The sequence below is a fragment of the Paenibacillus sp. VT-400 genome (genome assembly GCF_001029205.1).
Taxonomy (GTDB): domain Bacteria; phylum Bacillota; class Bacilli; order Paenibacillales; family Paenibacillaceae; genus Paenibacillus; species Paenibacillus amylolyticus.
In genome coordinates, this window is sequence record NZ_LELF01000067.1 from 374,087 (window position 1) to 388,111 (window position 14,025).

The window sequence follows — 14,025 nt, forward strand, 5'->3', positions numbered from 1 at the left end:
ATTTTGAAGAACTCAATCGTGATAGTACAGCCGGAACAGGATATCCTGATTGTAGTTGCCGAATCCCTCGCCATATAAGGTAAGCCCGCCCACATGCTGAGCATCTTCCTCCACCGAAAGACGAAGAGTCCATTGGTTGCGTTCGACCGGGATATCTGCGAGTGTAATGTCGGATAGATGTTGTCCATCAATAAACGTACCTTCATTGGTAATTCGCAGTACCTTGAGCATGCCGTACTGATTGACACTGTCACTCCACCATTCAGGGGTGAACATGCCACGTCCGTTGCCTGAATCTCCAGGACTGGTCCATTCCCCCAATCGGATGCCATTCAGCATGAATGTAATATCCGAGGGCCAATTCGGATTCACCGAAGGTGCTTCTGATCCGATCTCAAGGGACAATTCAATCGCATTGATCTGTTGTCCGGATAAAATATAGTTTGGAATTTTGTACTCCACAAATCCACGGCCAAACCACAGAATATGCGCATGCATCCGCTCGGGGTCGAGAAAATAACGAGGGTCATCATACTGTCCGATAACATGATTGGATGTAGCCAGACCACATGTCGGATAGACGTCAAAGTGGGTGTAGTGTCCCACAGGGACGGAAACCTCGTGAAGCTTGCGGGCTGTCCCGCTTTCCTGCGGCATGGAGATGCCAATCCAGTCTACAGCAAGGCTGTTCATTTTATGTGTGCCGCCGTCTTTGCGTATCATTTTGGACTGAATAATGCCAACATCCTGAAGTTTGCGGACATGCATGGTCACGATGGCACTACTCAGACCCAGTGAAGCAGCAAGGTCTTTCACATTCATCGGAGTCTCTGCAACAAGGCGGATGATCTGTAGACGGACTTCACTGGCAAGTGCTTCATATAGGGGTAGCCATTCGGCATCGGTATTTGCTCTGATCACAGTTGTTCCTCCATTTTATCTGTATAGAATTAAGTTAAACATAAATTCAGTAAAAAGAATAACATTTTGCAAAATTCAGGTTGAAATTAAGGCTATAATCGATTTTAATATAAATATGAACGTTGATCCATAGAATATCAATTAATTTTTATATTAATCTTAAGGAGTTGAAATTCATTATGGAAAAAGCAAAAATGACGGTAGATAAAGATTTTACTATTGGTGTAGTGGATAAGCGCTTGTACGGATCATTTATTGAGCATTTGGGACGTGCCGTCTATGGCGGGATTTACGAGCCAGGGCATCCATCAGCGAACGAACAGGGTTTCCGCACGGATGTGCTGGAGATGGTCAAGGAGTTGAATGTACCGATTGTACGTTATCCTGGAGGTAATTTTGTATCCGGTTACAATTGGGAAGATTCGGTTGGACCTGTGTCAGAACGCAAACGCAGACTGGAACTGGCCTGGAGAACGATTGAGACCAATGAATTTGGCTTCAACGAATTCGTGGACTGGGCAAAACAGGCTAATTCTGAAGTGATGATGGCGGTCAATCTGGGAACACGGGGTACGGATGCAGCTCGCAACATTGTAGAGTACAGCAACCATCCGGAAGGTTCGTACTATAGTGATCTTCGCATCAAGCATGGATACAAGCAGCCACATGCGATCAAAACATGGTGTCTGGGCAACGAGATGGATGGTCCTTGGCAGATTGGTCACAAAACGGCAGATGAGTATGGACGGTTAGCCGTTGAAGCGGCAAAAGTCATGAAGTGGACGGATCCGACGATTGAGCTGGTAGCCTGCGGAAGTTCGAATCTGAATATGCCATCGTTCCCGGAATGGGAAGCAACGGTGCTGGATCATACGTATGATCACGTGGAGTATCTGTCCTTGCATCAATACTACGGCAATCAAGAGCAAGATACGCCAACGTTCCTGGCACGCTCGCTTGAAATGGATCGTTTTATCGATACCGTGAAGGCAACTTGTGATTATATCAAAGCGAAGAAACGTAGCAAAAAGACGATGTATCTGTCCTTTGATGAGTGGAATGTATGGTATCACTCCAATGAAAATGATTCGAAGATGGACCCTTGGCAGATTGCTCCGCCACAGCTGGAGGATATCTACAATCATGAGGATGCGCTGCTTGTTGGTTGTATGTTGATCAGTATGCTCAAACATGCGGATCGGGTTAAAATGGCTTGTCTGGCACAACTCGTTAACGTAATTGCACCGATCATGACAGATACGGGTGGTGGTTCATGGAGACAGACAATCTTCTATCCATTTATGCATACGTCCCTCTTCGGACGCGGAACAGCATTGGTGCCATTGATTCAGTCTCCAAAATACGATACAAAACAAATTACAGATGTTCCTTATCTGGAAGCTATTGCGGTGCATAACGAAGAGCAGGGTGAAGTGACTGTATTCGCAGTTAACCGTCATCTGGAAGAATCCCTTCCGCTCGAGGTGGATCTGCGCAGCTTCGGGAAGTGTACCGTGATCGAGCATATCGTGCTGGAGAGTGATGATCTCAAAGCATCTAATACGGCAGCACAACCAAACCGCGTTGCTCCTCATAATCGCGGGGATGCAGTTGTATCTGATACTCTGATTACGGCGAGCTTGGCAAAAGCATCATGGAACGTAATCCGTTTGAAAGTTCAGTAATGGATTAGCATAAAGGGATAGGACACGTTGGAGCGCAATGGCAGGCTTGATGCCTGAGAGGGAAGCCAGCGAACAGCGGATTAGCGTGTTCTTTCAATCAAAAAAGCTGGATGCGAGTTCATCGCATCCAGCTTTTTTCGTTGTGTTTTTTAAAATTCAAAACTTTCACCGTCACGTGGGATGAGCACCTGACCATCCATCTGCTCGGATGCCAGATAAGTCGCAAGATCCGTACGAGACATCACACAATGGTTAATCGCATCCATGTGCACAGCGATGACATGAGCAGACGGCGCATGGCGCTTCACGGCGACAACGTCAGGCCCGTCCATCGTAATGGGATCACCCTCCACGAAGCGTGCACCTCCGGCATTCACGACAATGACTTCAGGCGTATATTGGCGAATGGCCTCAGCAGGTTCTTCACACCAGATCGTATCCCCCGCAATATAGGTGACAGGTTCTCCATCTGCTTCAAGTACGAAACCGGACACGTTGCCCATACGTTCACCGATTTCACCTGTGCCATGATGCCCGGATGTACGGGCGAATCGGACAGAGTGATGCTCATGTTTTTCATCTACAGCTGTTACATTCGTGAATCCGGCACCCAGAAATACATTCTCGTCCCCAGGCTGGCAGATCAGGGGAATGTCTTTGCCAAGTTGTTTCGCCGCGGCTTCATCCCAGTGATCCACATGGGTGTGTGTCACAATCAACAGATCCGGATTCAGATAATCCGTTTCGGTTTCGGGCAGACCGACTCTCGGATTACGTAGCTCATTCGGTGTGTTCGGGAATGCAGGCATGACTTCGGCGTCCATCAGCATCGGATCAACGAGAATGTTCAGCCCTCCGTATTCCAGCCACAGTGTAGCATTGCGAATCAGTTGAATTTTCATTATATTTGCACTCCTTCGAGTTGTTTAATAGTATTACCCTATATGGTATACAACCCGTTTAACGGCGTACATAACATGATGAATGGAATTAGGCCACGCTAATTTCACCGTGAAAGGATTGCTGAAGCAACATGAATGAAATGATAGATGACACGGATATACGTATTTTGCAGATTCTGATTCAGAATGCCAAACGTTCTCACAAAGAGATCGGTGAAGAGGTTCATCTTACGGGACAGGCCGTTGGTGCAAGAGTGCGCAAGCTGCAAGATCTGGGTGTGATTGAAGGGTATACGGTAAAATGGAACCCGGAACGCCTTGGCCTCGGCCTACAGGCCTTTGTCACAGTTTTCTTGAACTCCGGCGACAGACATGCCGCCTTTCGTACATTCATTGCTGAACGTGAGGACATCGTTGAAGTCCATCGCGTCAGCGGAGAAGGCTGTTATCTGATGAGAGTGCAGACAGGCACCACAGAGCAGCTTGGCCAACTGCTTGAAGCATTACTGCCCTACGGCAATTACAAAGTCAGCCTGTCCATAGGTGTAGAGAAATCACAGTGATGAGTGGGGAGCTTGTCCTCATCCATCCCGGTACTCAACGATCCTGCTGCTGTTCCTGCAAAGTCTCCTGAAGCAAAGTCACAGCCTGGTTCAGCTCTTTTTTGCTCAGCAGATGATCTGTCTGAATATGAGACCGTGTGCCGTCCTTTAAGTACAGGACAAACATGGGAGAAGCGGACAGGAGCCACTTGCTGCGGGCAGGTGAGGCGAGTTCGACTTTGCGAATCTGGCTCCAAGCAATCTTACGTTTGCCCGTGCTTAACGCATCATCATCCCAGGATAACAACACGGCAGGGGTTTTGGTTAGTCGTGACACAAACATGAAGAATAGCGGTCCGATCAACCACATACCCAGCACGGCTGCAATGGAATAGTATATGGTCTCCAGTCTTTCGGCTTGTCCGTCCACGATGATCCATAACAGGCTCACGCACAAGAGAAGGAAAAGGAAGCATAAACTTCCCTTCCATAGAGCTGTGCTGCGTTGGTAACGAATCTGCTGATGGTCACGCTTGGGTGTTTCGGGTTGTTGCATGGATGTTCCTCCTAATCAACAATGCTGATCGATATGCCAAACGTGCCGCCTGCATAAGCAGAGCGGCATGTTCAACGTTCTGTATTTACTATAACTCAGTTTCATTACCCTGATATAGCTGAATTTTTACCTGCATCACGCGCATGGGTGTACAAGTCTGCATATACACCTTTGGCTGCGATTAGTTCTTGGTGTGGTCCTTCCTCCACAATCTCGCCATTCTCCATCACCAGAATTCGATCGGCATGCATCACTGTGGACAGGCGATGAGCAATGACAATGGTGGTGCGTCCCTGGGATACCGATTCCAGCGCCTGCTGCACAAGCTGTTCCGTGTGTGAGTCCAGATTGGCGGTTGCCTCATCCAGGATGAGCACTCGGGGCTGGAACACCACGATCCGGGCAAATGAAATCAACTGCCGCTCCCCAGCGGATAGTCCGCTTCCGCGTTCGGATAGATGTGTATCATATCCTTGTGGCAAACGTGAAATCATCGCATGTGCCCCGACAAACCGGCAGGCCTCAATCGCCTGCTCTCGCGTAATATCCTCACGAAACATCCTCACATTATCAATAATGGAACCGGAGAACAGGAAGGGTTCCTGTTGAATCAGACCCACGATCCGATGAAGCTTAGCCTGCGGCAGATGCCGGATATCGGTACCGTCAATCTCGATACTGCCCTTGTCTACATCATAGAAACGATTGAGCAGGGAGATCAGTGTACTTTTACCAGCGCCTGTTGTTCCCACGATACCTACCATTTCACCGGGAAAGAGGTGCAGGTTCATCTGTTGGATCAAGGGCCGGTCTGCCCGATAACCAAACGACACATCATTAAAATCAATCTGGCCCATCACATTTTGTGGTTCCAGCGAGGAGGCCATCCCGGGTTTGGGATCAGCAACTTCGGGCCGTGTATTCAGAATGTTCCAGATGCGATCCATCGAAACGGTAGTAGACTGGAACGTATTCCATTGCATCGTAATCTGGTTAATCGGTTGAAAGAACTGACGAATATAGCTGATAAACGCATATAATACCCCGACTTGCAGGGATTCACCAAGAACGGCGCGACCTCCAAGCCAGACCATCATGACCAGTGCTGCATTGCCAAGGATATCAAACGTTCGGTTGAAGATGACATTGGAGCGGGCTTGCGCAATATTGGCTTTCAGATGAAGCGCATTCTGTTCCGAGAAACGTTTCTTCTGTTCTTCTTCCTGGTGAAAAGCCTGAATCAAGAACATACCGGACAGGTTCTCCGCCGTAAATGCGATCAAACGGGAAAGCCGGGTACGAGCATTTTGATAAGCTTTCCGCAGTCGACTACGGAATAATACCGCAACTACCGCAATGACAGGCAGAACGATCAGGGAGTATGTCGCCAGCACAGGATCAAGTTGGAACATAAAGACGATAATGAGCACCAGCATCATACCATCCCGAATCAGACTGAGCAGTACTTGAGTGAAAAAGCTGCTGATGGTCTCCGTATCACTGGATACGTTCGTGACCAGACTGCCGATATGAAAACGGTCAAAGAAGGACATGGACATTTTGGAGATATGCTTGAACAGGTCCTTTCTGATCCGGGATACAATGTTCTGACCCACATGCTGCAACAGATTATTCTGGATATAGGTAAAAATAAAACTGATGACAGCCAGCCCAAGAAAGATGGCTGCGAGCTGAACGAGAAAGCCCACACTGGTCTGGCCCACGGCCAGATGATCATCGATGGCGATCTTCACCAGATAGGGTTGCAGCAGATCTGCCGATATGCCAAGCAGTGAGCAGAAGAAGATACCGGCAAAAGCCCATTTATGCGGTTTGGCGTATGCCATCATGGCCTTAAACGAAGTTCGTTTACTCTGATCGTCTTCTGCGTCTTTTTGAAGTTCAGGGTTAGCGTTAGACATGATGTAATCCCTCCTCCTGCAAACGGTAGGTGGCCGCATATAACCCCTTGGCAGCCATCAACTGCGCATGTGTTCCCTGTTCAGCGACTCGCCCTTCATCCAGAACGATAATATCGTCCGCATGACGGACCGCGCTGATGCGATGAGAGATGATTAATGTAGTCTTGCCCTTGCCGATCTCGCGCAAACTGCGCAGAATACCACTCTCGGTGACAGCATCAACCGCACTCATGCTGTCATCCAGAATAAGTAACTGTGCTTGTTTGATCAGTCCTCTTGCAAGGCTGGTTCGCTGACGTTGTCCACCAGACAAGGTGAGTCCACGTTCGCCAAGCAGTGTATCGAAGCGATCAGGGAAACGGACAATATTATCATAGATCATGGCTTGCCGTGCACTATGTTCCACTGTATCCAGCGATACTTCCCGGTCGCTAAATGCGATGTTATCTCGGATGGTGGTACTAAACAGGAATCCATCCTGAGGGACATAGGCGATGCGCGATCTTAGACTTTCCAGCGACAGCTGCCGAATATCGGTACTATTGATGCGAATCGTTCCTTCAGGTGGTTCATATGTACGCAGCAATAGCTTAACGAGGGTGCTTTTACCTGAGCCGGTCTTGCCTACAATACCGACCGTTCGCCCGGCACGGATATTGAGTTGAATGTTTTTGAGAGCAGGAGATGAACTGCCAGGATAGGAGAAGGTTAGATTCTCCATGGTGATATCTTGTACGGTTTGGAGAGCTGTCGCTTCAGGAAGTTCACGTACATCCGCTACTTCGCTGAGCAGGTCATTCACCCGCTCCAGTGATGCGCCTGAGCGCTGAACGGTATTAATAACATTGCCGATCTGTTGAAGCGGTCCCATAATAATGCGCAGATATAAGGTTAAGGCGACAAAACTCCCGAGTGTAATAGAATTCTGCATGGTCATAATACCTCCGACAAGCAGAGAAACGACCAATGAGATAGCTCCCAGCAGCGGGAGCAAAGCCTGAAACAACGAAGACAGACGAACCAGACGAAGCTGTTTGCTCTTGATTGCATCGACGGTAGTTCCAAAGCGTGCACGAGCACTGTCTTCGATGGCAAATGTCTTGGTTACGCGAATGCCACCCAGCTGCTCTTCCGCCGATTCCGTCATGGTTGCAAGAGCTTCCTGCACGTCGCGAGAGCGCTTGCGAATCCGCGGACCAAAAAACACGACCAGAAATGGAATCGCCAGCAATGGAACAACACTGATTAGAATGAGTGTCAACGGAATCCCGCTAAGCAGCATCATGACAATGCAGGATAACAGCAGGAAGGTGGCATTGGTCATGAGCGTCACGCCATTGGAGATCGCTTCACGTACGGAAGTAACGTCATTCATGACATAACTGAGCAGTTTTCCGTTCCCCTGTTTGGAGAAATAATGTTCGCTAAGTTCGGAAAACTTACTGAATATACGCTCACGCGTCATGAATTCAAAGCGTCGACCGAGCTTCATAATCATGAATTGCCCAGTACCGAACAGCAGATTATACCCGATGGCAATAGCCAGAAGGGACAGGCTGTACCTTACGACCGTCTGCATCTGAAGAGAGTTCTGCATCAACTGATCCGTGAAGCTGCCGAGTATGCGGGGCAGGGATGCTTGCCCGACATTGGAGGCAATAATCAGAAGAACAGCAACCAGATAAACAGGCCAGTTCGACACAACATAACCGCGAAGTAATCCTTTCTTGGACATAAGCGTTGTTCTCCTTTTGTTATAGGTGAAGTCAGTTCAGGCAGGTCGAGTCAAGAAAAGGGCCGACACCTGTTATTAGCGCGTCGTGCCCTCTTACTGTATGCGATCCAGTTCGTTGTTTATCCGTCATCCGATAGATTTCTCTATTCTTATTTTTGCGCTAATCCGATGGGATGTCAACGAAGCCAGTTAGCAAAAAGCAGGTGATCGGATTATCGACGTCGGAAAGGAGCTCTATGCAGTGTTCTCGTGTTGTATTCACCAGATGTCGAAATTACTGAAACATTTTCTAGGGATGCCCCGTCTGTAGGAATGAAGAGGTAAAAAATAGGCTTTACTAATCATATGGAGGTGCCAGGAAATGAAACATAAAAAGGGATTGGCTGCAACACTTGCGCTCTGCGTTTCTTTGACAGCAGGAGGTGCATCGGTATTTGCTTTCACAGATGTGAAGGATGAAGGTCAGAAGTCGGTTGTGGATTCATTGAAATCAAAAGGCATTGTTAACGGAGTAACAGCGGATCTGTTCCGTCCAGATCTTGCATTGTCCGAGCCACAGGGTGTTCAACTGATTGTAAATGCATTTGGTCTGAAAAATGAATTTGCGGAAGCATCCGCTCAGAATAAAATCAGTCCGGATACGTGGTATGCCGATGCGGTGCAGGCCGCTACTCAGAATGGACTGTCCATTCCGGTTGAAGTGAACCCGCAGGGCAAGATGACACGTGAACTGTTTGTCATTTTGCTGAATGAAGGGATTAACACAACCGGGAATTATCCGGTCATCATGAAGTATAATCTTGTTAAGGACGAAAATAAAATCGGTAAGGACGCCATATCTGCAGTCCAGAACCTGCTGAACATGAACATCATTGAACTGGATAAGGACGGTAACTTCCGTCCAGATCAGTCGCTTACCCGTATGGAGGCTGCAAGCATGATTTTCAATGCACTTGAATTTGTGGATAAACACGGCAATGGCGGCTCAGCAGAGCCAACTCCAACCAATCCAGGTGAAGGCCAACAAGCGATTGTACCTGAAGTAACAACGACGAAGGTTGATGACAAAACAACCAAAGTTAAACTCAGTGCTGAAATGCCGCATCCTGGTTATGGATTGAAGATTGATGATGTGAAATTGGAGAAGGATGGACGCGCTATCGTGCTCTATTCCATTATTCAACCTGATCCAGACATGATGTATCCAATGGTTATCACCAATGTGACTGCAGAAACGGATATCCCAACAGGGTATACAGCAGAAGCTCAACCTTCTGGTAAGTAAATTCACTGCAAACCTACAAACTGAACATGGTTAAAACGGATGTGTATCTTCCAAACCACTCTCCATACATGTATGGAGAGTGGTTTTTTATTTGAGTTGAAACTGTACACAGGTTTTTATATGATTATTTATATTACATGTAGTGTAATTAATCCTGTCGCTTTTTTATAAAAAAATGGATATCTACTTAGGATGTAAAGCCAGTTCGTGTTAGCGGAATGGCTTTTTTTAATGGTCTTTTCCGAAATATCTACTGTTTTCAGATTCCACACCTTGTGCAAAATCTACATACTATGATTCCATATTTCCAGTGTTTATAAGCGTTTATGTATCCTGGAGGCAAAGATAAAAACAACATATATACGAAAGAGGGAGGAGAAATATAGAATAAAGGCAAGCCATTACAGGCTTGTAGTGTGCGAGAGATGTATGATAGATAATATTACATTGTATCACATCGGTAAAAACTTGAAACCTGCAAACCTTAGAATTCAGTATGATGGCTGTAGACATCAATACCATGTCCCATGCGTATATGTGGGTTTTGACTTTAAGGTCTGTTTTCTAACCTAAGTTCGGATCTGACATCTTTCAAGTTCATGTGATGAAACTCTCAATGACAACTACAGGAGGGAAATAGGTCAAATTCTACATGTTTTATACCCCCGAAATGACAATGACAAGCTGGCAATAAAAGTGTAAACCCCTGTTGTAACAGTATATTCCGTGATTTTAGAAGTGAAGATTGAAATGGCATATTTACGGATTCGAAAATGATCCATAAACTCAGTGTGTAAGCGTTACCAATTAAGAGGGGGAACAGAGCCGCTCGTTATGGAGACGCGGTTCGGAACTCCTTCTTATATTAAAACAGGAGTGCTTCGCTCTTCCTCACAAACGGCCGGATTTTCATTAGAAAAGGAGGAAACAACTGATGCAGCTAAATGGGGAGTCTCCCTCGACGCAAAACTTATCGGTATACACCAATCCGAGCAGTAAGAAAAATAAATTATGGAGAAGGACGATTCGGAACTGGGAGTTGTATCTGTTTATTGCGCCAGCCTTTTTATACTTTCTGATATTCCATTATGGTCCGATGTACGGCATACAAATTGCATTTAAAAACTTTATCCCAACGCTTGGTGTCACAGGAAGTCCATGGGTCGGATTCGATCATTTCATCCGTTTCTTCAATTCGTATTATTTCTGGGATTTATTATGGAATACCCTTAGCATCAGCTTGTATGAGCTGGCTATAGGTTTTCCACTGCCGATTATTCTTGCGTTAGCGTTCAATGAAGTGAAAGATTCCTTTTTCAAGCGTACTGTGCAGACCGTCACGTATGCACCGCATTTCATTTCGGTCGTGGTGATGTCGGGGATGATCATTACCTTTTTATCACCCTCGTCAGGCATGATTGTCAATTTGGTACAGGCCCTTGGATTCCAGGCACCTCAATTCCTGACGGACCCTGCGTGGTTCAAGACAGTGTATGTACTGTCAGGAGTCTGGCAAAGTGCAGGCTGGGGCACCATTATATACCTTGCCGCTCTATCGGGTGTGGACCCGCAACTGCATGAAGCGGCTGTGGTGGATGGAGCGAGCCGGTTTAAACGGATTTTACATATTAACATCCCAGCGATTATTCCTACGATCACCATCTTGTTAATTCTCAATATGGGCAGTATTCTGGGCGTCGGATTCGAGAAAATCCTGCTGCTGCAAAATCCGCTGAACATGGGCTCGTCCGATGTCATCTCAACATTTGTCTATCGATCCGGTCTGGTCGATGCGCAGTACAGTTTCTCTACGGCGGTGGGATTGTTCAACTCCGTAGTGAATGCGATTCTGCTTATTACCGTGAATCAGATTGCACGCCGCACCAGTGAAAACAGCCTGTGGTAAAAGGAGGGAATACACATGTCATCCGCTGTGAAAGAAAGCAGAAGTGATAAATTGTTCTTATTGTGCAATTACATCTATCTGACGGTAGCGCTCGTCATTGTGCTGTATCCGCTGTTATACATCATCAGTGCTTCAATCAGTGATCCCAAATATGTAGCTTCCGGTGAGATGTGGCTACTTCCAAAAGGGATTACGTTTGAAGGTTACGCCCGGGTGTTTGAGAACACCAACATCTGGATTGGGTACAAAAATACGATCATCTATACCGTTGTAGGCACCGTCGTTAACCTGATTGTTACACTACCGGCAGCCTATGCGCTCAGCCGCTCGGACTTTGTGGGACGTGGATTCTTCATGGCGATGTTTATGGTAACGATGTTCTTCGGCGGAGGGCTTGTCCCAAGTTACCTGCTGGTTAAGGATCTTGGTATGGTGAACAGCATGTGGGCACTTATTCTGCCCGGGGCTGCATCCATCTGGAATATTATCGTATGCCGGACGTTCTTCCAATCGACCATTCCCAAGGAGTTACAGGAAGCGGCGCATATTGATGGGTGTACCAACACCCGGTTGTTCATCAAGATTGTGCTCCCGCTTTCGATGCCAATCATTGCAGTGATGGCGCTCTTCTATGGAGTCGGACACTGGAACAGCTATTTTAGTGCCATGATCTATCTGAATGATTCCTCCAAGTACCCGCTTCAGCTCTTTCTGCGCCAGATTCTGGTGCTTCAAGAAATGGCGGCTCAAGGGGGAGGCGCTATCGATACGTCTTCAGCCACGGCGATGAATACCAAAGCGGAGATCGCTGCGCTGGTTAAATATGCCGTCATTATTGTTGCTACCCTTCCGGTTATTGCAGTCTATCCATTCCTTCAGCGTTACTTTGTACAGGGTGTTATGATCGGTTCCGTTAAGGGATGATCTTAATCCATATACCACATTAAACAAGGGGAGTTGTTGTTATGAAAAAGCTTCGCAAGGCTTCATCCATTACACTCTGTCTCACCTTATTCGCAACATTGCTTGCAGCTTGTGGTTCAACCAATGAAGACGGAAGCACGACCTCCAAAGTAGAGGGGGTCAAAAAGGAAGGTTTCCCCATTGTAGACAAAACGCTAACGTTAAAGGTCATGTCCCAGGATGCGGGCGTAGCCGACTGGAGCACCATGCCTGTGCTGCAAGAAATGGAGAAACTGTCGGGCATCAAGCTGGAATACCAGCTCTCACCAATCGACAGCTTTGAAACGAAGAAAAATCTGGTTTTCGCGAGCGGAGACTTGCCGGATATGTTCTATGCTGCGGACCTCAAGCCAGCCGAACAGGTGACTTATGGCAGCCAGGGCATACTGATCCCATTGGAAAAATACATTGACGAAGGTTACGCCCCAAATATCAAAAAGATTCTCGACGAGAACCCGGATGTCCGCAAATCATTTACAACACCTGATGGGCATATGTATGCACTCCCATTCATTGATAAAGCGGCCGTGTGGTATAGAGGCCCAATGTGGTACAACGGGGAATTCTTGAAGGCACTTAACGTAGAAGAGCCCAAGACTACGGAAGAATTGTATACGTATCTCAAGCGTGTAAAAGAAGAAGATCCTAATGGCAATGGCCAGCAAGATGAAATTCCGCTTACTTCTGTAAAACTGGATGATCTTCGCATGTTTTTCTTCGGCTTCTGGGGAATGTACAACGAAGGCATCTATTCCGATAAAGACGGAAAGGTTCACTATCCTTATCAAGAAGAAGGATACAAAGGTTATCTGACGTTCATGAACCGCTTGTGGAAGGAAGACTTGCTGGATCATGAGACCTTCTCTCAAACAGGTGATCAGAAAAAAGCAAAAGGTGAAAGCAACAAACTTGCACTGTTCAACGATTACCATCCATACTTCACACTCGGCGGTGAGCCTAGCACGGATCATCCGCTAATGACACCCGTGAAGAGCGAGGTGGCAGACTCTCCGGTATACGGCAAGCATCCGGGCATGTCGGCTCGCGGTACCTTTGCTATTACAAGCAGCAACCCGTCACCCGAGGCAACGATGCGATGGATCGATTACTTATACAGTTATGACGGTGCGACACTGTTCAATCAAGGTCCGGAAGGTGTGCTGTGGAAATTCAAAGACAAGGAAAATCACGTGAAAGAGTGGCTCCCCGTTCCTGGCGGCGGGGATCGTGAGGAATACCGGGGTAAAATCACGCCGAACTTTGGTATCTTGACACCGGGTATTAATGATCCGGATGTAGCGAAGGGTCTTCGCACCGAATTTGATGAGTGGATTGACAAGCAAAATCAAGAGAAGTTGGTACCTATCGGAAAAGCACCATTTCCTAACGTTTATTTGACGAATGAAGAGCAAAGCGAAGCAACCGCTCTATTGTCTGACCTGGATACGTACGTTAAACAGATGGAAGCGAAGTTTGTGACCGGCCAGGAACCACTTGAGAACTGGGATAAGTACATTGCACAGATGAAAAAAATGGGCAGTGACCGTATCATCGAACTGTATCAGGGGGCATATGACCGCTGGAATTCGGGGCAATAAAGCCTATCGA

At 47.1% G+C, this 14,025-nt stretch carries 11 protein-coding genes; 6 read left to right on the forward strand and 5 right to left on the reverse strand.

Going from position 1 to position 14,025, the window contains the following annotated elements:
• Positions 1 to 12: 12 nt before the first annotated feature.
• Positions 13 to 918, reverse strand: a complete 906-nt coding sequence (locus EL84_RS12300; RefSeq protein WP_047844139.1) for an ArsR/SmtB family transcription factor — start codon at positions 916 to 918, stop codon at positions 13 to 15.
• Between the two features lie 182 nt (positions 919 to 1,100).
• Between EL84_RS12300 and EL84_RS12305 the strand changes: the two genes are divergently transcribed.
• Positions 1,101 to 2,606 carry an alpha-N-arabinofuranosidase gene (locus tag EL84_RS12305; protein ID WP_047841903.1) on the forward strand — a complete coding sequence of 502 codons (1,506 nt, stop codon included), beginning with the start codon at positions 1,101 to 1,103 and terminating at the stop codon, positions 2,604 to 2,606.
• Between the two features lie 149 nt (positions 2,607 to 2,755).
• Here EL84_RS12305 and EL84_RS12310 read toward each other — a convergent pair whose 3' ends face one another.
• Positions 2,756 to 3,508, reverse strand: a complete 753-nt coding sequence (locus EL84_RS12310) for an MBL fold metallo-hydrolase (RefSeq protein WP_047841904.1) — start codon at positions 3,506 to 3,508, stop codon at positions 2,756 to 2,758.
• A 131-nt stretch (positions 3,509 to 3,639) separates the two neighbouring features.
• Between EL84_RS12310 and EL84_RS12315 the strand changes: the two genes are divergently transcribed.
• A complete protein-coding gene (locus tag EL84_RS12315; RefSeq protein WP_047841905.1) occupies positions 3,640 to 4,071 on the forward strand; it encodes an Lrp/AsnC family transcriptional regulator in 432 nt (143 codons plus the stop codon).
• Between the two features lie 34 nt (positions 4,072 to 4,105).
• Here EL84_RS12315 and EL84_RS12320 read toward each other — a convergent pair whose 3' ends face one another.
• From EL84_RS12320 to EL84_RS12330, 3 genes are all read right to left on the reverse strand, one after another.
• Positions 4,106 to 4,606, reverse strand: a complete 501-nt coding sequence (locus tag EL84_RS12320; RefSeq protein ID WP_047841906.1) for a hypothetical protein — start codon at positions 4,604 to 4,606, stop codon at positions 4,106 to 4,108.
• 104 nt (positions 4,607 to 4,710) lie between these two features.
• Positions 4,711 to 6,528 (reverse strand): ABC transporter ATP-binding protein, encoded by a 1,818-nt coding sequence (locus EL84_RS12325; protein WP_047841907.1) that lies wholly within the window; start codon positions 6,526 to 6,528, stop codon positions 4,711 to 4,713.
• A complete protein-coding gene (locus tag EL84_RS12330) occupies positions 6,521 to 8,263 on the reverse strand; it encodes an ABC transporter ATP-binding protein (RefSeq protein ID WP_047841908.1) in 1,743 nt (580 codons plus the stop codon). Before EL84_RS12330 ends, EL84_RS12325 begins: the two co-directional genes overlap by 8 nt.
• A gap of 361 nt (positions 8,264 to 8,624) precedes the next feature.
• Between EL84_RS12330 and EL84_RS12335 the strand changes: the two genes are divergently transcribed.
• The 4 genes from EL84_RS12335 to EL84_RS12350 all read left to right on the forward strand — a co-directional run bounded on the left by EL84_RS12335 (position 8,625) and on the right by EL84_RS12350 (position 14,015).
• Positions 8,625 to 9,548 carry an S-layer homology domain-containing protein gene (locus tag EL84_RS12335; RefSeq protein WP_047841909.1) on the forward strand — a complete coding sequence of 308 codons (924 nt, stop codon included), beginning with the start codon at positions 8,625 to 8,627 and terminating at the stop codon, positions 9,546 to 9,548.
• Between the two features lie 934 nt (positions 9,549 to 10,482).
• The gene (locus tag EL84_RS12340) at positions 10,483 to 11,454 is read left to right on the forward strand and encodes an ABC transporter permease (RefSeq protein WP_047841910.1); all 972 of its coding nucleotides are present in this window, start codon (positions 10,483 to 10,485) and stop codon (positions 11,452 to 11,454) included.
• A gap of 15 nt (positions 11,455 to 11,469) precedes the next feature.
• Positions 11,470 to 12,378, forward strand: coding sequence for a carbohydrate ABC transporter permease (locus tag EL84_RS12345; protein ID WP_047841911.1), 909 nt, complete (start codon positions 11,470 to 11,472; stop codon positions 12,376 to 12,378).
• 41 nt (positions 12,379 to 12,419) lie between these two features.
• A complete protein-coding gene (locus EL84_RS12350; RefSeq protein ID WP_047841912.1) occupies positions 12,420 to 14,015 on the forward strand; it encodes an extracellular solute-binding protein in 1,596 nt (531 codons plus the stop codon).
• The last annotated feature ends 10 nt before the right edge of the window (positions 14,016 to 14,025 follow it).